Origin of the sequence: Marinoscillum pacificum (assembly GCF_024714495.1) — a bacterium.
GTDB lineage: Bacteria > Bacteroidota > Bacteroidia > Cytophagales > Cyclobacteriaceae > Marinoscillum > Marinoscillum pacificum.
This window is the reverse complement of the sequence record NZ_JAMZMJ010000010.1, coordinates 20,894-42,767: the sequence shown is the minus strand read 5'-3', so window position 1 is coordinate 42,767 and position 21,874 is coordinate 20,894. Positions and strand designations below refer to the sequence as shown.

Sequence of the window (21,874 nt, the reverse complement as noted above, 5' to 3'; positions counted from 1 at the left end):
TAAAGACCTATGTCATCAGTCATTATCACTTCAGGAATCATTGCCTTTACAGGAGTTATCCTGCTATTGGTATTCATCCTATTGTTTGCTCAGTCTAAGTTGGTTCAGTCAGGACCAGTGAAGATCATCATTAATGGTGATGAAGCAAACCCGATCACAGCACCAGCTGGTTCATCTTTGTTGTCTACACTTTCGGGTCAGAAGATTTTCTTACCATCAGCATGTGGTGGTGGTGGAACCTGTGCAGAGTGTAAGTGTACCGTGAAAGAAGGAGGAGGAGAGATTCTTCCTACAGAGGAAGGACACTTAAGCCGCACGCAACAGCAGGAAGGTGTTCGTCTTGGATGTCAGGTGAAGGTGAAGCAGGATATGCGCATTGAGATTCCAGAGGAAATTTTCGGAATCAAGAAGTGGGAAGCGACTGTGGTTAGAAATTATAACGTAGCATCTTTTATCAAGGAATTTGTAGTAGAAATTCCTGAAGATATGGATTACGAAGCTGGAGGATATATTCAGATCGAAATTCCAGAATGCGAAGTAGATTATAAAGATATGGATATCACTGCTCACCCTGAGGAGCATGATGATCCTGAGAAATTCAAAATGGAGTGGGATAAATTTGGTCTTTGGGATCTGAAAATGGTTAATCCAGAGACAGTAGAAAGAGCTTACTCTATGGCTTCTTACCCTGCAGAGGGAAGAGAGATTATGCTAAATGTAAGGGTAGCTACTCCACCATGGGATAGATCAGCTAATGGCTGGATGAAGGTAAACCCAGGTATAGCTTCATCTTACATCTTCTCGAAAAAGCCAGGTGATAAAGTGACTATTTCAGGTCCTTACGGTGAATTCTTCATCAATCCTTCAGAAGCTGAAATGCTTTACGTAGGTGGTGGAGCAGGTATGGCTCCAATGAGATCTCACCTTTACCACCTATTCAGAACCTTGAAAACTGGTAGAAAAGTTACTTACTGGTACGGTGGTAGATCTAAAAGAGAGCTATTCTATCTGGATCACTTCTACAAGCTAGAAAAAGACTTCCCTAACTTCCAGTTCTTTGTTGTGCTTTCTGAGCCACTTCCTGAAGATAACTGGAAAGTGAAGACAGACATTAATGACAAAGAAGGAGACGGCTTCTTAGGATTTGTTCACCAGGCTGTAATTGATCAGTACTTGAGCAAGCACGATGAGCCAGAAGAAATAGAGCTTTACTTCTGTGGACCTCCATTGATGAACGCAGCAGTAGAGAAAATGGGTCAGGACTTTGGTATTCCTGATGAAAACATCCGATTTGACGATTTCGGAGGTTAATCCATCAAAAAAAATACGAAAAGGGGAAAAGCAATTTTCCCCTTTTTTTATGGCTTTCAGCCTAGCCAATTTTCATTAGATTTGTCCAAACACAGCCTCAACTTCATGGATTTAAAACTCTTCTTTGACCCAATTTCATCTGATATTCAAGTGGATTCTTTGCCTTCTTCGGCAATTGCTCATTCCATGTACATCAATCAAGGTCAGCTTCCAGAATTGGATGATCGGGATATTGCAATCATTGGAGTGCAGGAGTCAAGGGGAGCCAATGAAGAAAATCAGAAAGGGATATCCTTATCTGCTACTGAAATACGTCAGAGCTTTTATCGGTTAAAGAAAGGTTCAGGGAATCTTAAAGTTGTTGATCTTGGTAATTTTAGAAATGGTCCTGAGTTGACAGACACTTACCAGCGCTTGCAGGAGGTGTGTGGATACTTGATGGAAAATAATATACTGCCGATCATAATTGGAGGTAGTCATGATGTTGATCTGGGACAGTATCAGGCATATGAAAATCAAGAGAAGCTAATTACCGTATTGAATATAGACAACAAGCTAGATCTTGCAGATCCTAAATCAGCTCTTCCAGTAGATGCTCATATTCATAAGATTTTTAAATACGACCCAAATTATCTCTTTAACTACTATCAATTAGCCTATCAATCATATCTGGTAGAGGCTAAGGAGGCAGAATTAATTGAGAAGCTATATTTCGAAGCAGTAAGACTTGGTGTGGTAAAAGAAAACATCAAAGAATTAGAACCAATCGTACGAGACGCGGATATGATGAGCTTTGATATTTCATCACTTCAGGCGCATTACTGCCCAGGAGCAGTTGATTCCAATGTCTATGGGCTTACTGGAGAAGAAGCATGTCAGCTATGCTGGTATGCAGGTCTTAATGATAAGCTCAGTAGTATCGGCTTCTATGACTATGATGTCTACAAGGATACTACAGATCGTAAGACAGCATTTGTGATCGGCACCATGATTTGGTACTTCATAGAAGGCTTCTATAATCGAAAAGGAGATAAGAACTTTCGATCCAATGACTACCTTGTTTATGAGGTATCAATGGGCGGTGAACCTTCTTCTATTAAGTTTTACAAGAGTAAGCTGTCCGAAAAGTGGTGGATGGAAGTTCCGCATCCAGAAGAAACCTCAGGTTTCTTAAGAAGTAGAATGATTCCGTGTAATTACTCTGATTATGAAACTGCTTTAGAAGGGGAAGTCCCTAATCGGTGGATCACTACTTATTCGAAGTTTGTTTAGTATTCCTCAGGTATTATTATCCATAGAATGATGTAAACCAGTATTCCTGGAAAGGCAGCACTCAGTACTGAAAGTACTACATACCCTAGTCTTACTAAGGATGGGTCCAGGTCGAAGTATTTGGCGATTCCTCCACATACTCCAGCCAACATTGATTCTGTTTTGGATCTGAAAAGTCTATTGTTTGGCATATTTATTTGCTGTTGAGAAATGGTGAATTCATGGTTAATACATGAAATAGTTCTGATGTAGAATTGAAAGTTGAGCCAGCTACGCCCTTGAGTTTTGAGTTTTGATCTTTAGGTGTTTCGGCTACTGGCTCAACTTCGCTTCCGGTTAGATTGAAGACTTCCGCTGTAAACAGCGGACTGTTATATGTCAAGAGCAAAGCGACTATTACCCCTAGTATGATTAATAAGGTTTTTCCTATTCCGCTTTTACTGATTGATCTTTTGCTTAGCATAACGATTATCTAATTGGCAACTGGTGTGCCAAAAATCATAAAACACAGATAATCAATAAGTTGTAATGGTATTGCTTTTTTAATGCAATTAATTGTGTACGCAAGTGGACACTGAAAGTCTCATAAGTGTACGCTTGCAATATTTTGTCGGACACTTTTTCAAATCTGGAAGGGATTTTTCAAAATGAAAGGAATTTTGAAAAGATGTAAAATGTAAGTAATTGATAATCAATGGATAGTGGTTTTGGTCTGGTATTGGCATAGTACCAATCAAATACTCAAAACAAAGCTTTACTCACTTAAACACTTTTTACTATGAAAATGCTAACTAAAATATTTGCGATTGCCATTATAGGAACTTCTGTTGTGGCGTGTAACAATACGAAAAACGAATCCAAAGCAGAAAATGCAATGGAAGAAATGAAAGACTCATTTGAGTCGGAGCAGTCTGATTTGAAATTAAAGCTTGAAGAAATGAAATTGGATGTAGAAACTAAGCTTGATGACATCAACGACAAAATTGCTGATGCAACGGATGGTAATAAAACCAAGCTAGAGAAGATCAAAGCTGACTTGGAAGAAACTCAAGATGACTTGGATAGAGCAATTGATAAAGTAGAAAACTCTACCAAACAAGCTTGGAATGATACGAAGGAGTTTGCTAAGGAAACTTCTAATGAAGTAGAGAAAGCACTGAAAAACTTCGGTGACAGAGTAGAAGAAGTCTTCAACTCATAATAGACTTATCAGTTATGGCGAGTAAGTCGTCCGCTTTATAGCGGGCGGCTTTTTTTATTTATAGGCTATGCCCTAATTTTAATTTTCGCAACGGAACCTTAATATGTTAAAGCATTTATTATACTCTTCATTTCTTTTAGTTAGCATAGTTTCACTCGGCCAGATTGATGATGAGCTGAGGAATGAAATCCGAATCAAAACTGAACTTCTCCGAGGTAATGGATTATTCGTTCAGGGAGAAAAGATTTGCTGTGGTCAATCGATCACTTCAATCTATTCAGAGCGTGTATTTAATCCATTATGGACAGATTCTCTGGCGAATGAGCTTTTGCTTGAAATTCTTAAATGTGAGATAGAGGGATTAAACCCAGAAGATTATCATTATTCCTTATTACAAGATCTGTTGACTGGAGGGAATATGAATGCTTTTGAGAAAGCTAATCTTGATTTGTTGCTCACGGATTCTTTTTTATTGCTCACTACTCACTTGATGTCAGGAAAAGTTAATCCTGTCAGCCTAAATTCAGACTGGCGAGTGGTTCGTCGTGAGGGTGATCCTGTGGAGCTTTTGTTGAAAGCAATAGAGAGTGGAGATGTGAGTGCTGCAATGAATGAAGCAAAACCAAAGTATAAATCCTACAGACGTCTAGCTGCCAAGTTAGTGAAGTATCGTAAGATAGCTTCAAGTGGTGGTTGGGGTATGATAGATGAAGGAGCTACGATCAAACTTGGTGAGTCTGGGGAAAGAATATTGCAGGTAAGAAAAAGACTAGAAGCAAGCGGCGATCTGCTGCCATATACTAATGATGAGCCTGAAGTGTTTGATGATGAATTGCAAAAGGCCATATTGAAATATCAAAAACGCTACGGTCTGGAAGAAGATGGAGCGGTCGGTAAATCGACACGAGCAAGTATGAATGTGCCGGTTGAGGTTAGGATTGAAGATATTATTCTGAACCTCGAGCGTTGCCGATGGCTGCCTAGAGAATTAGGTGAGCACTATATTATGGTGAACTTGCCTGCTTATGAAATGGAGGTGGTCAAGGAAGGTGAAATCAAATTGGAAATGGGAGTTGCTGTAGGGAAGCCGTATCGTCAAACACCTGTTTTTTCATCCAAAATGACCTACTTCGTTGTAAATCCCTATTGGACAGTGCCTCCAACGATCTTATATCAGGACATGATACCTGCACAGGCAAAGAATTCAAACTACCTATCTTCTTTACAAATCAAGGTGTTAGATGCGTCAGGAAATGAAGTGGACCCTGCTTCTATTAACTGGCAGAATGCCGGGAAATTTCCTTATACCTTGAGGCAAGAGCCAGGAAAAATGAATGCCTTGGGCAGAGTAAAATTCATTTTCCCGAATGAATTCAATATCTACATGCACGATACCAACCATCCTGAAGTATTTGCCAAATACAATCGTGCGTTGAGTTCAGGATGCGTGAGATTGTCTGAACCAATGAAATTAGCTTATTATATCGGTGCTACTCAAAACAAGCCTTTATCTGAAAGAGATATAGATGAGATCTCTAAATCAAAATCGAATCAAACCATTATTATGAATTCACCAATTATGGTGCATTTGCAATACTGGACTGCCTTTGTGGATGAAAACGGCTATTTGAACTTTAGACCTGATATTTATGATCGAAATCCAAAGTTGAAAAAGGCTTTATTGAGTACGCTTTAGAGTGTTAGTTTGCTGTAATACAATTCGGCTGCCTCCACATTGCTTAAAGTAGATTTTTGATGGTACTCATCTAAGGGGTAGTAAATAAAAAGCACTGACCGCTCCGCTAGGCCTTTGATGATCTCTTTATGGTTTTTTAGGGCAATCGACGGGCAACCGAAAGACCGACCTAATCGTCCAATGTTCTTTGAAAAGTCTTTGCTCACATAAGCTGCACTATGCATGACAATGGCTCTGTCCCTTGCATTGCTGTTAAAGCCAGGCTCCATTCCATCAAGTCGAAGACTAAGTCCATGTTTGCCATAATAATTCTCTCCAGTTAGATAGAAGCCTACACTGCTTTTATTAGAATTCTTAACATTAGAGAAGTTGGTGGCATACTCCTCTCCCGTATTTTTTCCATGGGCAACTAATCGGTAATACAGTACCTTATTGGTTGTAAGGTCAATTACCCACATGCGTTTCTTGTTGCTTGATAAGCGAAAATCAATCAGAGTTAATTTATTATTGTCGATTTTCTTTCCTTGAGCAAGAAGGTTGTAATACCCGATTATCCCTTTTTCATAAATATCATAAGCGGGTTTGCTACCGTCTAATGGTGTTAGACTTTGATATTGTTGTGAAATAAATGGGTGAAGTTTCAGGTCAGGGTGACCATAACTATCATGGGTAAAGGCCATCAAAATCCCAGTAATGATGGCGTTAACGAAAAACACTTTTAAATTGAGCTTCATCATTGTAAAACGTAACGAGGATAACGTAAAATCAGTATAAAAGGTGCGTGGTAACCGTCAAACGAGAAAAAATAATTTATGAAGAAGCATTTATTGATCATCACCCTTTTGGGGCTACTTAATTATTCCAAGGCACAGGATATGGATACGGTCCGAATGGACTTTGAGGAGTATGATCCGATATCAACTCTGGTGGTTCCAGAGCATCCTGTGATAAGAGCTAAATTTCCATTTATTGATGTGCATAGTCATCAATGGAACTTGACTATTGATGGGATCAATAAGTTAGAGCCAGAAATGGATGCGCTCAATATGGGGGTCATGGTCAATCTGAGTGGTAGAGGGTATGATCGTTCAGCTGGTGATATTGGTTCGCAGGAATATTTGGCATCTATGGTGAGAAGAATAGAGGGAGAAGCGCCGGGAAGAATCGTAGTGTTCACTAATGTCTCTTTCAAAGAAATCGGAAAGAAAGGATGGACCCAACAGGCAGTAAAACAATTGGAAGAAGATGTTGCTAATGGTGCTGTAGGTCTGAAAATCTATAAGAGTCTGGGGATGGGTATCAATGATGTGGATGGTAATCGTGTACCTGTAAATGATGCTCGTTTGGACCCAATCTGGACTAAGTGTGGTGAATTGGGCATTCCTGTTTTGATCCATTCGGCTGATCCTAAATCATTTTGGGATGATCATGATGAGAAAAATGAACGTTGGTTGGAGTTGAAGTTGCGTCCAGGAAGAAAAAGAACTGATACGGATCCTGCACCTTTCGAGCAGATCATTGCTGAGCAGCATGATGTGTTTAAAAAGCATCCGAATACGACTTTTGTCAATGCACACATGGGTTGGATGGCTAACGATCTAGGTGCATTAGCAAAACACCTTGATACTTATCCGAATGTCAATGTTGGTATAGGAGCAGTGATTGCCGAGTTGGGAAGACAGCCTCGATTTGCAAAAGCATTCTTTGAGAAATATCAGGATCGAATATTGTTCGCTAAAGATGCTTACAACCCTGTGGAGTATTACACTTACTTTAGGGTATTGGAGACAGAAGATGAGTATTTTCCATACTATAAGAAATACCATGCCTTCTGGAGAATGTATGGTCTAGGCTTGTCTGATGAGGTGCTTAAGAAGGTGTATTATAAAAATGCCCTTCGAATTATTCCAGGGTTAGATAAAAGTGCGTTTCCAGATTGATAATTGAAATCGTAGGATTACCTACGGTGATCCTGATGTCGTTCCTAATTCCGATAGCAAAGCCTTAAATCAAAGATTTAGTCTTTTGCGTTTTTAAATCCTTATCAGAATAAATTCTGAACGTCTAAAAACACAAAAGCCCTTTCATATGAATGAAAGGGCTTTGCTCTCTTGGTGACCTCCGCAGGATTCAAACCTGCAACCTCTTGAGCCGTAATCAAGTGCTCTATTCAGTTGAGCTAGGAGGCCATTTTCTTTTTAATCCATTCTCTTCCTGACCCACTTTTGAGATATTTCTCATGAGCGCGAGCTTCAGATCTTGATGAAAATGATTCTTTATAAACAATCTTCCAAGGCTTGTATGCTTTAGTTGATTTTGTTTTTCCGCTGTTATGTTCTGCTAACCTTCGTTCAAGATCAGCTGTCATTCCTGTATAATATCTGTCAAAGTTAATACTCTTTAAAACATATACAGTGTATGTTGTCATAAGCCTGTAATCAACTGCTCCCTGCCTGCCGGCAAGGCAGGTATTCAGTTGAGCCCGTCTGCCGACGAGGTAGACTAGGAGGCCATTTTCGATTAACACTTTTTAAGATGAAGGCTTATTTAGACCTGAAATCTTGAGTGTATCTTGCACCTGTTATCTAGATGCTTGACTAAAATCGAGGGCAAAGTTAATAATTTGTCTTATAAATCAACGTTAATCTTCTAGGTTTTAAAATAGATTCTATCTTTGCCCCCGAAATAATCATTTTTATGAAGCGACTAATAGGAACAGCCCTTTTGATTTTAGTGACATCTTTTGTGTTTGCGCAAGAGAAAGAAAGACCTACTCAGCCAAACTTCCCAGGAGATTTGATGTTTGACTTTGGGTTTAACTTTTGGAATAATGCACCAGATGTATACGAAACTAAGTGGTTGGGCTCTAATTCAATAGGAATCTATTATAGCAAGAGATTTGAAATTAGTAAGCATATCGCTTTCCATTTAAATCCAGGGATTAGTATTGATAAATATGCTTCAGAAGGTAACGCTACATGGCTTAGGGATAGTGATGGTGATGTTTCTTTTGATTCATTGACTTCAGCAAACTTTGCTAAGAATAAATTAGTAACAACTTACGCTGAATTGCCAGTAGAATTTAGAATTCACCCTTTAGGTACTAAAGAAGGAGAAGGATGGTTCATAGGTTTGGGTGCGTTTGCTGGTAGAAGGATTGCGGCTCATACGAAAATAAAATACCAGGTTGCTCAGGGAGAATACAAGGAGAAATTATTTGATGATTTTGATACAGTAGATTTTAGATATGGGGTTCAAGCAAGATTTGGATTCAGATCGTTTCATGTGTACTACAAGCACTATCTAAACAATGTATTCAATAATTCTTTAGAGGGGTCTAACCCTCAAGCTTGGACAATCGGAATTAATGTAAGTGGATTCTAACCCAATAAGAAGAATGCTGTAAAGCAGAATACAAATCCTAAAAATGCTCCACTCCAGCTTTCTGCTGGAGTGTGACGACCAAGAAATAATCTAGAAGTGGTCGTTAATCCAGATAAAACAAATAGTAGTGCTAATACTTCTACATTCACAGTAGATAGATATTTTACTGCCATTGCACTAAAAAGGCCAGCTACTCCCCAGATAGCTGCTGAATGAACGCTGATTTTAAAGCGGAAACTAATTAGGTAAATGATGAATATGAGTAGCGTTACGGATATCATCATGATCAGAAGTGGCCACGGAACATTCAGCTTCGAATAGAACATATAGCAAGTCACTCCATAAAATGTTCCGATAGACAAAAACGGTAAAGAACGTTCTTCAAGTTTGGTGATCTCCAGACTAGATACCCGCTGAGTAAACTTCAGAAACAAAATACTAATTGCCGGAACTACGCATGTTGTGATGAACACGATGATGATAAATGAAGGAATAGCTTCATATCTTATCGGTGAAAATATCTCAGGGATCACCAAAAACATGACGACACAACTATAAGTAGCCATTAGCAGTGGGTGAAACACTGCGGATATGGTTTTCATTACATTCTGCACTTACAGTTGTTTTCTTAGTCTGGCAACTGGAATATTTAATTGTTCGCGGTATTTAGCGACTGTTCGTCGGGCAATGTTATAGCCTTCACCACGAAGTAGTTTTTCCAATTTGTCATCAGAGAGCGGTTTGGACTTGTCTTCGCCATCGATGAATTCCTTGAGTTTATTTTTAACCTCACGGCTACTTACATCTTCTCCAGAGTCTGTAGCAATTCCTTCAGAGAAGAAATATTTCAATGGGAATATTCCGAATTCTGTCTGGATGCTTTTACTGTTCGCAACCCTGGAAACTGTGGAAATATCCATATTGATACGATCGGCAATGTCTTTTAAGATCATTGGTTTGAGCTTACTTTCATCTCCTTCCTGAAAATAATCATATTGGAAGTCAATGATGGCTTGCATCGTATTGAGTAAGGTGTTTTGACGTTGTTTGATTGCATCAATGAACCACTTTGCAGAATCCAGCTTTTGTTTGATGAACGAAACGGTTTCTTTTAATTTTTTGTCCTTCTTATCACTCTTGTCATAGGCATGAAGCATATCAGAATAAGATCTGCTGACCTTGAGCATCGGAGCATTGCGAGAGTTTAGCGTGAGTTCTAGCTTGCCGTTATTGTTGTTTAGCAAAAAGTCCGGCATTAAATACTGAGCTGTTCGAACGTTTTCTTCACCAGCTCCACCTGGCTTTGGATTCAATTTAGTAATAAGTGAAATGGCTCCTTTTAGCTCTTCTTCGTCTTCTATATTCAGCCTCTTGGCGATCTTGTCATAGTGCTTCTTAGAGAACTCATTAAAGCATTTATCAATGATTTGCTTAGCAGATTCCAGGTGATCTGTATGTTCATCCTTTCGTTCAAGCTGCAGCATCAAACATTCTTGTAAGTTTCTTGCAGCGATCCCTGGAGGGTCAAAGTTTTGAATTTTGTAAAGGATACTTTCTAGTTCCTCCGCGTCTGTTTCTATATTTTGAGAGAAAATCAGGTCATTAACAATAGCTTCGAGCTCCCGACGGATATATCCATCCGCATCTACACTACCGATAAGTTGTTCTCCTAATTTATGTTCTCTATCATCAAGTCTTAAATAGCCTAGCTGAGTAGTCAATCGTTCATGCAATGTGGAGCCAACGGAGATCGGCATTTCTTTATCGTCTTCATCCGAGCCACGGCCATCGCCTTGCATTTTGTAACCGGAGTAGTCATCGTGCAAGTATTCTTCTATGCTCTCCGATTCAGTAGAATTTTCGTAATCATCATACTCGTCATCCGAGCTATAATCATCCTCTTTTTCAACCGCTCCTTCTTCCAGAGCAGGGTTTACTTCAAGCTCTTCTTCTATGCGTGCGTCAAGCTCAGCTGTTGGAACTTGCAACAGCTTTATAAACTGTATCTGTTGTGGAGACAGCTTCTGAGATAATGATTGTGTAAGGTTGAGTTTCTGCATGATCTATTTGCTAGTAATCAAAATTATCATAATTCTGTGATTCTTTGATTAGTCCGCTAAAATATCCTTTTTTTGCCCTGTTTTTAATAAGTGACTTTAAGTTGTTGAGACTGTGAAAGAAAAACGAACCAAGATTCAAGTTGTTTTGACCGATGAGCTAGTAGGCCAGGAAATAACGGTCATGGGGTGGGTCCGTACCAAACGTGCCAGCAAAAATGTAGCCTTTATTGCGCTGAATGACGGTTCTACGATCAATAACCTACAAGTTGTAGCTGATGCAGAAAAATTTGGCGAAGACATATTAAGGCGAATTACTACAGGCGCAAGTATTTCTGCGACTGGTAAAATAGTGGAATCTCAAGGTGCAGGACAAGCATGTGAATTGGTAGCGGAGAGCATTGAAGTATTTGGTGAAGCAGATCCAGATAAATATCCTCTACAGCCTAAAAAGCATAGTTTGGAGTTTCTACGTGAGATTGCGCACTTGAGACCAAGAACGAATACGTTCAGTGCTGTAATGCGTGTTCGTCATGCATTGGCATTTGCAGTGCATAAATTCTTTAACGATAAAGGGTTCTTTTATATCAACACTCCAATAATCACCTCTTCTGATGCGGAAGGTGCTGGTGAGGCATTTAAAGTAACCAACTTTGATTTGAACAACATTCCGAAAACGGAGGAAGGTCAGGTTGATTACGCACAGGATTTCTTTGAGAAGGAGTCTAACCTGACGGTATCTGGACAGTTAGAGGGTGAGTTGGCAGCAATGGCATTGTCTGAAATATATACGTTCGGACCTACTTTCAGAGCTGAAAACTCCAATACAACAAGACACCTTGCGGAGTTTTGGATGATAGAGCCAGAAATGGCATTCTATGATTTGCAAGACAACATGGACCTTGCTCAGGAGATGCTGAAATACTTGGTGAAGTATGCATTGGATAACTGTGCCGATGATTTAGCCTTCCTTGAGAAAAGAATCATTGAAGAAGAAAAGAACAAGCCGCAAGCAGAACGTTCTGAAATGACTTTGACAGAGCGATTGAAGTTTGTTCTGGATAATGACTTTGAGCGAGTAAGCTATACAGAGGCAATTGAAATCTTGAAAAACTCTAAGCCGAATAAGAAGAAGAAATTCTCATACTTGATTGAAGAGTGGGGTGCTGATTTGCAATCTGAGCATGAACGTTATTTGGTGGAGAAGCACTTTAACAAACCAGTAATCCTTTATAACTATCCGAAAGACATCAAAGCATTCTACATGCGTCAGAATGAGGACGGAAAGACAGTAGGAGCCATGGATATTCTTTTCCCGGGTATTGGGGAAATAGTGGGTGGATCACAGCGTGAGGAGCGTCTGGATCTATTAACTACCAGAATGCAGGAGATGGATATTCCAGCAGACGAGATGTCATGGTATCTGGATACCAGAAGATACGGTGCAGTTCCGCACAGTGGCTTTGGACTTGGGTTTGAGCGTATGATCCTATTCGTAACAGGAATGGGTAACATCAGAGACGTAATCCCATTCCCGAGAACTCCTGGTAACTGCGAATTTTAAAATAACTTTTTTAATACATCATCCCGATAGCTTGACCCTATCGGGATTTTTTTTGCTCCAATGGTAAGGTCATGATTAGAGTGACTGGAGACCTTGTGCTGATTGATGATAAATGATTTGTGTACTCTTAGAAATTCATCAGCGGGTAATTCCTCGGTCAGTTTTTTCAGCGATTCAAGTGTGATGATTTTCTTCTCAGCGGTGTGAATCGTCACATATTCCTTCAATCCTTCGATGTACAAAATGTCTTTGGTGAAGATACGATGCGTTTGTCCATCGGCTTTTACAATGAGCGAAGTATCTGAAACCACCGGTTGTGTAGGAGTTCCAGGAGTGTTTGGTTTTTGAACAATTTTGCTCACTGCTTTGAAGAATCGCTCAAAGGAGATCGGTTTCATTAGGTAATCATCCACATCCAGCTCATAGCTTTCCAATGCATATTCAGAATAGGCAGTAGTAAGTATAATGTGTGGCTTATTGTTCAACGTGCGAGCAAACTCAAGACCTGTTAATCCTGGCATCTGAATGTCCAAAAAGATTAAGTCAATTTGCAGTTTTTGAAACTGAGTCATTGCTTCAATTGGACTTTTAAATTCTCCAACCAACTCAAGAAAAGGAACTTTCTTGACATACTCAGCAATCAGCATTCTAGCCGGCTGTTCATCATCTATGATTACACACTTAAGCATTGGTGTCGATTTCTACATTTACAATGAATACTCCATCCTGAATCGTTTTGGTTAGTTTAGACTTGTCTGGGTATACCAAATTAAGTCTTTGCTGTACATTTTGCATACCAATTCCCGGAGTATGATCTTTCGTTTGAGTGCTTTCCGAAAAGGTGTTTTTTACTTCTAATCGAATAATAGTTCCTTCAGTAGATAATTTAATGTCTATAGAGCCATCAGCAGAATCTTCAATATTGCTATGCTTAAATGCATTTTCTATGAAGGGAATGAGTAGCATAGGTTCTAGTACCAATCGATCATTGATACCATCATAAGCAAATGTTACTCCTTTTTCATTACCCAGCTTAAGTGTTTGGAAGTCAATATAATTTTTGATGTAGGCCACTTCTTTATTCAGACTTACACTATTTGAACTGTCATAAACTACATGTCGTAGCATATCCGATAGCTTCATTATCATCTCTGGTGTGTGATCAGATTTTCTGAAAGCCAGGGAATAGATATTGTTCAGGGCGTTGAATAAAAAATGTGGGTTGATCTGTGATTTTAAGAAGCGCATTTCGGAGATCAAATTTTCATTCATTAGAGAAACCTCTTTCTCTTTTCGCTGCCTGTTTTCATTAGCGAACCATAGCAATGAAGAGAAAAACAACATGGGAATTGTTTGTGCTGCAGTTTGAGGTAACATTCGTGCCCACATATTTTTGGGAGGTTCCATACGTGGCATGTCTTTAAAAATCTCTTTGAATTCCGCTCTTCTTGGAAAATTCATGAATTCCGGTCGAGGCATCCACTCACGGGTTAATTCAAAAATAATATAGACACCAACAAGTATAGCACCAATGGAAAGCACGTAATAGAATGTATTTCCTTTTGCGAATAGTCTCGGGAGTAGCAAGTAATAATTGGAATAGAATACTACGATGGATATCACTGCCATTCTGGATGCGTGAATTAGGGAATCTTGCAAGGAAAAGATATCCCATTGCCAAAAGGTAATGATGGCCAGGAATGCTAGCCAAACCAGGGCGTGAATAAGAATTTCTCGGACTTTCATTTATTATCAGGTACTTAACTACAACAAGTCTAGCTAATATCATCAGGAAGCGATAACTATTTCAACCAATCATCAGCATCCTTCAATAAACAGGCGGTTTTCATCAACAATTTACCCAAATGTGTCAATTCCCTACGTTGGTTGAATTCTAATCATCGTTGGTTGAATTGATTTTCAGGCTTTTCATTCCCTCCATACTTTCGAGCCAGAAATAAAAAGGAATAATGGAATTCTTAACATCTGAAGAGCACCACGTAATCGATCAAATCTATGAAGAGTCATTGTCATGGGTGTTCGATTTGTCATCCAAGGGTGAAGTGGGGATTGCAAGTAAGTTAAGAGATCAAAAACTGTTAGAGCTATTAGGTCCAAAGCGATTCCGAGAGTTCAAGGCTGAGGTGAAAAGTAGTTGAGTTTGGTTTAACATCTCAGTATTAGGTAGATCCCGGCGCAGGTGCGTCGGGATTATTTATAAAAATCATGAAGTATAGCTATTTATATCTTATTGCTGCTCTTATAATATCCTGTTCTGAGTCATCGATTTTAGGTGATGAGTTTATAGGAGATGATGGTTTGGATGTGTCATATATTGATACGATTAGTCTTCAAGTCAATACTTTTCAATATGACTCTTTGTTGACGAGTTCTTCGGACAGAATTGTGCTTGGTTATCAGACGGATGATTTTTTTAGTGAGGTGAAATCAGAAGGGTATTTTTCATTGTCCCTGCCTGGTTCCCTTTATGAAATAGATGATACGGATGTTTTTGATTCGTTGACCATTCTGATTCCTCAAGATGGATATGCTCTTAATATTGAAGACTACACGGAGGTAGGCTTAGAAGTAAGCAGATTGTCAGTAGAATTGGAATCAGACAGCTATTATAATTTCTCAACACCGGCTTCAACTACATCATCTAAAACATCACTTGTCAGTCAAAACGTGAAGTTTTACATAGATCGTGATGTTGACGTGGAAGTAAGGTTAGATGATAGTTTTGGTTATGAGTTGTATAGACAGTTTCAAGAAGCTACAGACAAAATAGAGTCAGTATCCGAGTTTAGGCAATACTTGAAAGGATTCCAGATAAGTATGTCTGCTGATGAGACTCAGGCATTAGGAATCATTGCCGACAGTATTCGATTCCGTATTTATTACACCAATAATTCTACAACATCCAATGCGCAAAATACGCTGGATATGTACAGCTATGGAGCGCCATATTATACACGTTATCTGTATGAAGTGCCTGAAGAGTTATCCTCAATTACTGAATTGGGTGATTTAGTCTCTTCAAGTTCTACCGGACATGCCTCCCTGATTTATGGAGGCTTGGGTTATGCACCACTTATTTCTATGCCAACTCTGGAGGAACTTTTTTTGGCGGGCAAAGACTATGTGATCTCTGGTGCATTATTGAAAATATATCCTACTGAAAGCTCAGATGATCTCCCTGAGACGATTTATGCGCACTATGTAGATGAGGAGTTCAACGTGTTGTCCTCAACGACCATGAGTCTTGGTTTGGTCCTGGACGATGATCACGGACGAGATACTTACTATGCAATGGATGTGAGTGATTTAGTGTCTGCAATGCATGAAGATATAACTGCCCGTGAATACTCAATTGTATTGACTTTGGGTGAAGAATATAACAATTCATTCTCTAGTCTTTGGCTCGGTGATGAGGTTTATAACAGTGAATTAATTCTATATACTATTACTAATGAATAATATGAAAATGCGTTTGATGTTCATTTTTCAACTGATGGTTTTGGCCATAGCCAGTTGTGACGAAACGGAAGAAACGGAGTATGGAAACTGGGTGAAGTATTCTGACTATGAAGGTGTGACCAGATCCAGTGCAGTGTCTTTTACGATTGGAGAATATGCTTACGTAGGTTTAGGAACAGATGGCGATGACTACCTACTAGACTTATGGAGATATGACGCTGCTAAGAACTTCTGGCAGCAAATGGCCGATTTCCCTGGGCCAGGTAGAGTAAGTGCTGTTTCATTTGCGGCGAATGGAAAAGGGTATGTTACTACTGGTTTCAATGATGATCTGGATACAGAAGAATTGAATGACCTATGGGAATACGATCCTTCGAGCAATACATGGACTCAAAAAACTTCATTCCCTGGTACTGCACGTTACGATGCTGTCGCCTTTACGCTGAACGATCATGGATATGTAGGAACAGGCTATGACGGCAATTATTTGAAGGATTTTTATCGTTACAATCCAACTTCCGATACCTGGACACAGACAGTAAGTCTTTATGGGTCTAAGCGAGAAGCCGCTGTTTCCTTTGTTATTGACAATAAGGCATATATCATTTCAGGAAGAAACAATGGGGTCTATTTGTATGACTTCTGGGCTTTTGATGCTGAATCTGAATCTTGGACTGAATTATCTCTGAACGATGAGGATGATACTTACGATGAGTTCGTTCTTGCTTTGGGAAGATATGATGCTAGTGCATTTGTAGTTGATGGGATCGCATATGTTGGGCTGGGAGTAGCTTCTTCTTACAGCACAAGTTTTTATACTTATGATCCATCTACTAATGAGTGGGATGATGAAGTAACTGAGTTTGAAGGATCAGGGAGGTCAGATGCTGTGGCTTTTGTTTTAGATAATGTTCCATATATCGTAACAGGAAGAAATAGTAGTCAGCGATTTGATGATATCTGGGCTTATTATCCTGATGAAGAGTATAACGAGTATGACTAAGATATTTGCGGGAGCCTGTGCATTCTTCATACTATTACAAGTTCAGGTTTCTGGACAATCAACCACAGGCTCCGCTTATAATGCTTTTGGATTTGGATCGCTGAATAACACAGGTCTCACAGAGTTTTCACAGTTGGGTTACACCGGAATAGGAGCCCGACTTGCAAGTAGTGTGAACCTTGAGAATCCAGCAGCATTGACTTCAATAGTAGGTCCTAATCATTCATTCGATTTAGGGTTGAATATTACCCAGTTAAATCAATTTAATTCTTCGTCATCGTTTTCTACGGCTATTGGAGGTCTGTCATCTATGAACTTTTGGGTGAAGTCAGGCAAGAAAACAGCCTTTACTTTCGGCTTGTCACAATACAGTGACGCCAGATATGATGTGACGGATCTTAGCACCTCTTCTGCTTTAGTAGGAGCATATGAAGTCCGATATCAGGGAAGTGGAGGATTGTCTCAATTGTATGGAGCAGTAGGGTATGATGTATTACCAAGATTGAGTCTTGGTTTTCGAGGGGGATTGATTTTTGGAAGTTTGACTAAGACCCAAACCATGTCTGGAAATTCCTTGGTAGATGGTACCAGTATTACCCAGGAAATGAATGTGGCGAGAGCAGTTTATGATGTTGGACTTCAGTATAATGTGCCTCTGGGTAAATCAAAAAGCTTAACTCTTGGTGTTACCTATCAACCTTCCTTTTCTGTGAGTTATGATATCGACCAGAGTATCCTAAGATCAGGGTATGATACGCTGACAAGTGAGTCTGATGGAAGTAAGGTTATTCCTGAAAAACTTGGCGCTGGTTTTCAATTGGCTTTGAAGAATTGGACATTGATGGGAGATGGAGAGCTTGAAAGATGGGGTGTCAATGAAGGTGAGTCAAATTTTGACTATCAGGACCTAATTTCCTTTTCAGGAGGTGCGGAATATCAAGCCAAAGACTACAAAGAGAAATACTTGAATCGAGTGATTTACCGATTTGGATATCGATATAGTCAGGGTTACATCGATGCATTAAGCAATACTTTCGAGTCACATCGGTTCTCTACAGGCTTTGGTTTGCCAGTGAATCGAGGAACAGGATATGTAAACCTTGGTTACTCTTACCAGCAACAGGGAAAAGTAGGAACCAGACTGATTGAAGAGCAAATGCATACTTTTTCTCTGAGTGTTTCTATCAGAGACTTGTGGTTTGCCAAACGTGTTTACGATTAATTTTTACGGTAGGATTCTCCTTCTTTTGGAATGCCTGCCGAGTTGCCTAATTGATATTGAGCTTTTACGGAGTTTTGTCCGTTGAGCCTCATGACATACACTTCCAGGTGGAGATGTGGTCCGCTAGCGTAGCCTGTGCTTCCACTTAATGCAATCACATCTCCAGCTTTTACTTGATCTCCAGTTTTTACCAGAGCGCCATTTTTCTTGATATGTGAGTAATCGGCTATTGATCCGTCATCATGACGCACCAAAATAAAGTTGTTGAATTTAGAACAGTCGTTACTTGGGCAGCCTCGGTTGTTGCTTTCTTGCACTTCAAATACTACTCCATCTCTTATTGCACAAACTTCGGTTCCTTCATCCATGTGAAAGTCCAAAGCAAATTTGCCCATGTGAGTTGAGGTGCCATTATATCCCTGATCAATTTTATAGGATTCTCCACTTTTATATGGAAGTTGATAAACTACTTGGTCATTGTGATTGGCAGTAATATCTCCCTTGATGTAACTCAGCTGCGTATTGTACGAATAAGATTTTTTAACAGGCTTTAAAATGGTGATCCGAGACTCTTTTTTAGGTTCCAGAAGTTTGGTCACAGGCAAAGGTTCACTGGATTCCATTCCTTTCAAGATAATGTTGACTACTACACTTTGTAGCACATCCGTATTATTTTTAGCCATAATGAATAGCGTGCCATCATCTTGAGCTTGATGAAAGACTTCCACGTCTTTCTTTTGTGCGTTTACAAATACTGTTATGAAGAGAAATGATAATAGAAGAGTTAATCTCATTAGCTACTAGCGACCTTTTCCTTGGTCTGATCTTTTAATTCCACAATGCTTTCCGGAGTTCGGTATGGCTGAAATGGAATGGACAAAAGATTGGTCAAACGATCGTTCTCTTTAGGATCCATATGCGTATCAATACCATACTTCAAGCTTCTGGTATCTTCAACGCTAGCAAAGGTCCCAAAGATGCGATCCCAGATGGAAAAAATATTTCCATAGTTGGTATCAGTGAGCGGTTGAGTGAAATGATGATGCACTTTGTGCATGTTTGGTGTCACAAAAATGTACGATAACGCCTTGTCAAGACCTTTTGGAAGATTGATATTGGCATGAGTGATGTGTGCAAATAACACAGATAATGATTGATACAACATCACAATACCTATAGGTGCTCCAACTACTATGACGGCCATAATGGTGAATGCTATTCTGAAAACTGTCTCACCTGGATGGTGTCTCAATCCTGTGGTCACATCCACAGTGGTGTCACTATGATGAACCAGATGAAACTTCCACATCCACTTCACTTTGTGCTCCGTCCAATGGATAAAATAAGCTCCTATCATATCGAGTAACAATACACCTACCACGATTTGTGCCCAAAGAGGTAAATCAATGATATAAAGTAATCCAAACTGGTTCTCGGCTACCCAATTGGAAGACATTAAAAGTACACTTGCCAGTCCAAAACCAATGATTGCAGTGGTCATTGTGAAAAAGAGATTGATCCCTGCGTGACGAACCTTCTGATATTGAAATTTGAATAGTGGGAGTATTCCTTCAGCAATCCAAAATAAGACAATTCCTCCTATCAATATCATCGACCTAAACCAGGTAGGTACTTCACCAAAAAAGTCTATCAGCTGTTCCATCATTGGGTTGTTGTTTCTATAAAATTAACGATTAATGATTGAAAAAAGTGGCCTTAACAATCAGAAATTGGGGCTATTTGCGAAAACGAAAAATTTTGCTTTAAATTTAAAATTGATTTTTTAGTGATCTTACTTCTAAAAGAAATTAAAAATAGCATCAATAAATAACCAGTTAATTACGAGATTTTGAACGAAAGATCAATTCATCATTTTTTTGAGGATCAAAACGATGCTCAGCTTTGGGATTTATTCCGAGGAGGAGATCGTGATGCCTTTGAATTGATATATCACAAATTTGTCAAACAACTCTATAATTACGGGATGACGTTCGTTCCGGATGCTATTTTGGTTAAAGAAAGTATACAGGACCTATTTGTAGAAATCTGGGCCAATAGAGAGCGATTGGGTAATACAGACAACATTAAGTTTTACCTCATGCGATCGCTTCGTAGAAAAATCGCCAAAACACAATCAAACAACAAACGTTGGGAATCTACGTCCAGTACTTCTACCAAACTTTCTCAGATAATGAGCAAAAGAAGTCTGGCTGAGTTCACTTCAAGGGCAGGATTAACCGAAAAAGAAATTGCACAGAAACTCAGTGAGGCGATTTCTGATTTGCCTGCTCGTCAGCGAGAAGCGCTTTATCATATTTATTATGAAAACCTTAGCTATGAGGAAGCAGCATCCATGATGAATGTGAATGTGAAGACGGTCTACAATCTGGCATGGCGTGGAGTAGAGTCATTGAGAAAAACATTATCAAGAGCTAATTTCTTCTATTTGAGTCCTGCTTTGATCGCAGCTGCTGTAGAATGTAGTGTGGAAATGGTAGAAATTTCTCAATAAAACTCCTGAATTGCTGTTTTTATATTCAATATATTTCTCTTTATTTTGAATAAAATGTAAATGTTGAAATTTTCTTCTCTTTTGGAGTAGAAAAAAGAGGACATTCTTCCTTTCTAGGGTCAGAACAAGGAAGAATGGATTACAACAGTTACACGATAGAAGATTTTGCGCTAGACCGAGACTTTCGCGAGTGGGTTCTTCAACCAGATGATCATTCCGATGCTTATTGGAATAATTGGTTGCAGGAGCACCCGGAGAGACTTGCGGATATCAAAGCGGCAAAGCGTATCCTGGAAAATCTATCCTTCCCTTATCATGAGCTGTCGGATGAAGATGAGCATCTGATCTTCAATAATATCACCTCTAGAATTGACGGAACTAACGATGAAGTTCCAGTTCGATTCATGCCATTAGATAGCTATTCATCAAATGGAACTAGGATATGGGCCAAATTGGCTGTTGCTGCTTCGTTGGTGCTGGCTATGGTTGCTGCGATCTATTCGCTAATAAAAGTTACTGAAAACAATCAGCTGGCCTACACGACAGACTTTGGAGAAACCAGAGAAGTACAATTGGAAGATGGAACGGTGGTAGTACTCAATGCTAATTCAAAACTTTATGTGGGTGAATTTGAAGCTGAGAATGCTGATAGAGAAGTATGGCTGGATGGAGAGGCATTTTTCAATGTCATCCACACTGCTTCTGATCAAAAGTTCATTGTTCATGCTAATAAAGTAGATGTCAATGTTCTTGGAACAGAATTCAATGTCTTCAGCCGAGGTAAGAAAAGTCAAATTGATCTCGCTTCAGGGAAAGTAGTTTTGAAGAATCAAGTTACCCAGGAAGATGTTGACATGATGCCTGGAGAACGCGTAACCTATGACACCCCAACTGAGCAAGCAGTAAAAGAAGAAGTTGATCCTGAGGAAGTGTCATCATGGAAAAATAACCTGCTCATTTTCAGAAGAACTTCTCTGGAAGAAATCAGTGAGCTGCTAAAAACCAATTATGATATCGATGTTTTCTTCACTCAAGGTGCTAGTTCTGAACATTACTTCACTGGAACTGTGCCTGCTGACAATATCGACTTACTGCTGACTACCATCAGTAAAACTTTTGATCTGGAGATCAACCGAAAAGGACAAACTGTAATCATCAAACCTAACCTTTGA

The 21,874-nt window shown here is 39.4% G+C and carries 23 protein-coding genes and 1 tRNA gene; 13 read left to right on the top strand and 11 right to left on the bottom strand.

Annotated elements, in window-relative coordinates; translation table 11 throughout:
* The first annotated feature begins 9 nt into the window (after positions 1–9).
* Positions 10–1,311, top strand: coding sequence for an NADH:ubiquinone reductase (Na(+)-transporting) subunit F (gene nqrF, locus NXS00_RS19285; protein WP_258100903.1), 1,302 nt, complete (start codon positions 10–12; stop codon positions 1,309–1,311).
* A 105-nt stretch (positions 1,312–1,416) separates the two neighbouring features.
* Positions 1,417–2,583, top strand: a complete 1,167-nt coding sequence (locus NXS00_RS19280) for a formimidoylglutamase (protein WP_258100902.1) — start codon at positions 1,417–1,419, stop codon at positions 2,581–2,583.
* On the opposite strand, the gene NXS00_RS19275 is transcribed toward NXS00_RS19280, so the two are convergent.
* Positions 2,580–2,774: a PspC domain-containing protein gene (locus NXS00_RS19275; RefSeq protein WP_258100901.1), complete on the bottom strand. Its 195-nt coding sequence runs from the start codon at positions 2,772–2,774 to the stop codon at positions 2,580–2,582. The two genes, NXS00_RS19280 and NXS00_RS19275, sit on opposite strands and share 4 nt — an antisense overlap.
* Positions 2,775–2,776: 2 nt before the next feature.
* Positions 2,777–3,046, bottom strand: coding sequence for a hypothetical protein (locus NXS00_RS19270; protein ID WP_258100900.1), 270 nt, complete (start codon positions 3,044–3,046; stop codon positions 2,777–2,779).
* Between the two features lie 315 nt (positions 3,047–3,361).
* Here NXS00_RS19270 and NXS00_RS19265 point away from each other — a divergent pair, with 315 nt between their 5' ends.
* Both NXS00_RS19265 and NXS00_RS19260 read left to right on the top strand, forming a co-directional pair.
* Positions 3,362–3,784: a hypothetical protein gene (locus NXS00_RS19265; protein WP_258100899.1), complete on the top strand. Its 423-nt coding sequence runs from the start codon at positions 3,362–3,364 to the stop codon at positions 3,782–3,784.
* A 103-nt stretch (positions 3,785–3,887) separates the two neighbouring features.
* On the top strand, positions 3,888–5,480 hold the full coding sequence (locus NXS00_RS19260) for a L,D-transpeptidase family protein (RefSeq protein ID WP_258100898.1): 1,593 nt from the start codon (positions 3,888–3,890) through the stop codon (positions 5,478–5,480).
* Here the strand turns inward: NXS00_RS19260 and NXS00_RS19255 are convergent.
* The gene (locus tag NXS00_RS19255; protein WP_258100897.1) at positions 5,477–6,217 is read right to left on the bottom strand and encodes a murein L,D-transpeptidase catalytic domain family protein; all 741 of its coding nucleotides are present in this window, start codon (positions 6,215–6,217) and stop codon (positions 5,477–5,479) included. The genes NXS00_RS19260 and NXS00_RS19255 overlap by 4 nt on opposite strands.
* A gap of 75 nt (positions 6,218–6,292) precedes the next feature.
* On the opposite strand from NXS00_RS19255, the gene NXS00_RS19250 reads away from it, so the two are divergent.
* Positions 6,293–7,420: an amidohydrolase family protein gene (locus tag NXS00_RS19250; RefSeq protein WP_258100896.1), complete on the top strand. Its 1,128-nt coding sequence runs from the start codon at positions 6,293–6,295 to the stop codon at positions 7,418–7,420.
* Between the two features lie 172 nt (positions 7,421–7,592).
* On the opposite strand, the gene NXS00_RS19245 is transcribed toward NXS00_RS19250, so the two are convergent.
* Positions 7,593–7,669 (bottom strand) — tRNA-Arg (locus tag NXS00_RS19245).
* Positions 7,660–7,908, bottom strand: coding sequence for a GIY-YIG nuclease family protein (locus NXS00_RS19240; protein ID WP_258100895.1), 249 nt, complete (start codon positions 7,906–7,908; stop codon positions 7,660–7,662). The genes NXS00_RS19245 and NXS00_RS19240 overlap by 10 nt, the downstream gene beginning before the upstream one ends.
* Positions 7,909–8,177: 269 nt before the next feature.
* Here NXS00_RS19240 and NXS00_RS19235 point away from each other — a divergent pair, with 269 nt between their 5' ends.
* Positions 8,178–8,864 (top strand): outer membrane beta-barrel protein, encoded by a 687-nt coding sequence (locus NXS00_RS19235; protein ID WP_258100894.1) that lies wholly within the window; start codon positions 8,178–8,180, stop codon positions 8,862–8,864.
* Here the strand turns inward: NXS00_RS19235 and NXS00_RS19230 are convergent.
* Together NXS00_RS19230 and rpoN are read right to left on the bottom strand one after the other, a co-directional pair.
* Positions 8,861–9,466: a hypothetical protein gene (locus tag NXS00_RS19230; RefSeq protein WP_258100893.1), complete on the bottom strand. Its 606-nt coding sequence runs from the start codon at positions 9,464–9,466 to the stop codon at positions 8,861–8,863. The two genes, NXS00_RS19235 and NXS00_RS19230, sit on opposite strands and share 4 nt — an antisense overlap.
* A 12-nt stretch (positions 9,467–9,478) precedes the next feature.
* Positions 9,479–10,924 (bottom strand): RNA polymerase factor sigma-54, encoded by a 1,446-nt coding sequence (gene rpoN, locus NXS00_RS19225; RefSeq protein ID WP_258100892.1) that lies wholly within the window; start codon positions 10,922–10,924, stop codon positions 9,479–9,481.
* Positions 10,925–11,036: 112 nt separating this feature from the next.
* On the opposite strand from rpoN, the gene asnS reads away from it, so the two are divergent.
* On the top strand, positions 11,037–12,485 hold the full coding sequence (gene asnS / locus NXS00_RS19220) for an asparagine--tRNA ligase (protein ID WP_258100891.1): 1,449 nt from the start codon (positions 11,037–11,039) through the stop codon (positions 12,483–12,485).
* On the opposite strand, the gene NXS00_RS19215 is transcribed toward asnS, so the two are convergent.
* Positions 12,482–13,174 (bottom strand): LytR/AlgR family response regulator transcription factor, encoded by a 693-nt coding sequence (locus tag NXS00_RS19215; protein ID WP_258100890.1) that lies wholly within the window; start codon positions 13,172–13,174, stop codon positions 12,482–12,484. The two genes, asnS and NXS00_RS19215, sit on opposite strands and share 4 nt — an antisense overlap.
* Complete coding sequence (locus tag NXS00_RS19210) at positions 13,167–14,231, bottom strand: sensor histidine kinase (protein WP_258100889.1); 1,065 nt, start codon at positions 14,229–14,231, stop codon at positions 13,167–13,169. The genes NXS00_RS19215 and NXS00_RS19210 overlap by 8 nt, the downstream gene beginning before the upstream one ends.
* A gap of 224 nt (positions 14,232–14,455) precedes the next feature.
* Here NXS00_RS19210 and NXS00_RS19205 point away from each other — a divergent pair, with 224 nt between their 5' ends.
* From NXS00_RS19205 to bamG, 4 genes are all read left to right on the top strand, one after another.
* Positions 14,456–14,644, top strand: a complete 189-nt coding sequence (locus NXS00_RS19205) for a hypothetical protein (RefSeq protein ID WP_258100888.1) — start codon at positions 14,456–14,458, stop codon at positions 14,642–14,644.
* 67 nt (positions 14,645–14,711) lie between these two features.
* Positions 14,712–15,965 (top strand): DUF4270 family protein, encoded by a 1,254-nt coding sequence (locus NXS00_RS19200; RefSeq protein ID WP_258100887.1) that lies wholly within the window; start codon positions 14,712–14,714, stop codon positions 15,963–15,965.
* On the top strand, positions 15,958–16,968 hold the full coding sequence (locus NXS00_RS19195; protein ID WP_258100886.1) for a Kelch repeat-containing protein: 1,011 nt from the start codon (positions 15,958–15,960) through the stop codon (positions 16,966–16,968). Before NXS00_RS19200 ends, NXS00_RS19195 begins: the two co-directional genes overlap by 8 nt.
* The gene (gene bamG, locus NXS00_RS19190; RefSeq protein ID WP_258100885.1) at positions 16,961–18,190 is read left to right on the top strand and encodes a BamG family beta-barrel-assembly machinery protein; all 1,230 of its coding nucleotides are present in this window, start codon (positions 16,961–16,963) and stop codon (positions 18,188–18,190) included. The genes NXS00_RS19195 and bamG overlap by 8 nt, the downstream gene beginning before the upstream one ends.
* Here bamG and NXS00_RS19185 read toward each other — a convergent pair.
* Both NXS00_RS19185 and NXS00_RS19180 read right to left on the bottom strand, forming a co-directional pair.
* Positions 18,187–18,984, bottom strand: a complete 798-nt coding sequence (locus NXS00_RS19185) for a M23 family metallopeptidase (RefSeq protein ID WP_258100884.1) — start codon at positions 18,982–18,984, stop codon at positions 18,187–18,189. The two genes, bamG and NXS00_RS19185, sit on opposite strands and share 4 nt — an antisense overlap.
* Positions 18,984–19,856: a sterol desaturase family protein gene (locus NXS00_RS19180; RefSeq protein WP_308709492.1), complete on the bottom strand. Its 873-nt coding sequence runs from the start codon at positions 19,854–19,856 to the stop codon at positions 18,984–18,986. Before NXS00_RS19180 ends, NXS00_RS19185 begins: the two co-directional genes overlap by 1 nt.
* 183 nt (positions 19,857–20,039) lie before the next feature.
* Between NXS00_RS19180 and NXS00_RS19175 the strand changes: the two genes are divergently transcribed.
* Both NXS00_RS19175 and NXS00_RS19170 read left to right on the top strand, forming a co-directional pair.
* A complete protein-coding gene (locus tag NXS00_RS19175; RefSeq protein ID WP_258100882.1) occupies positions 20,040–20,702 on the top strand; it encodes an RNA polymerase sigma factor in 663 nt (220 codons plus the stop codon).
* A 134-nt stretch (positions 20,703–20,836) separates the two neighbouring features.
* Entirely contained in the window at positions 20,837–21,874 is a 1,038-nt protein-coding gene (locus NXS00_RS19170; protein WP_258100881.1) for a FecR family protein, read from the top strand.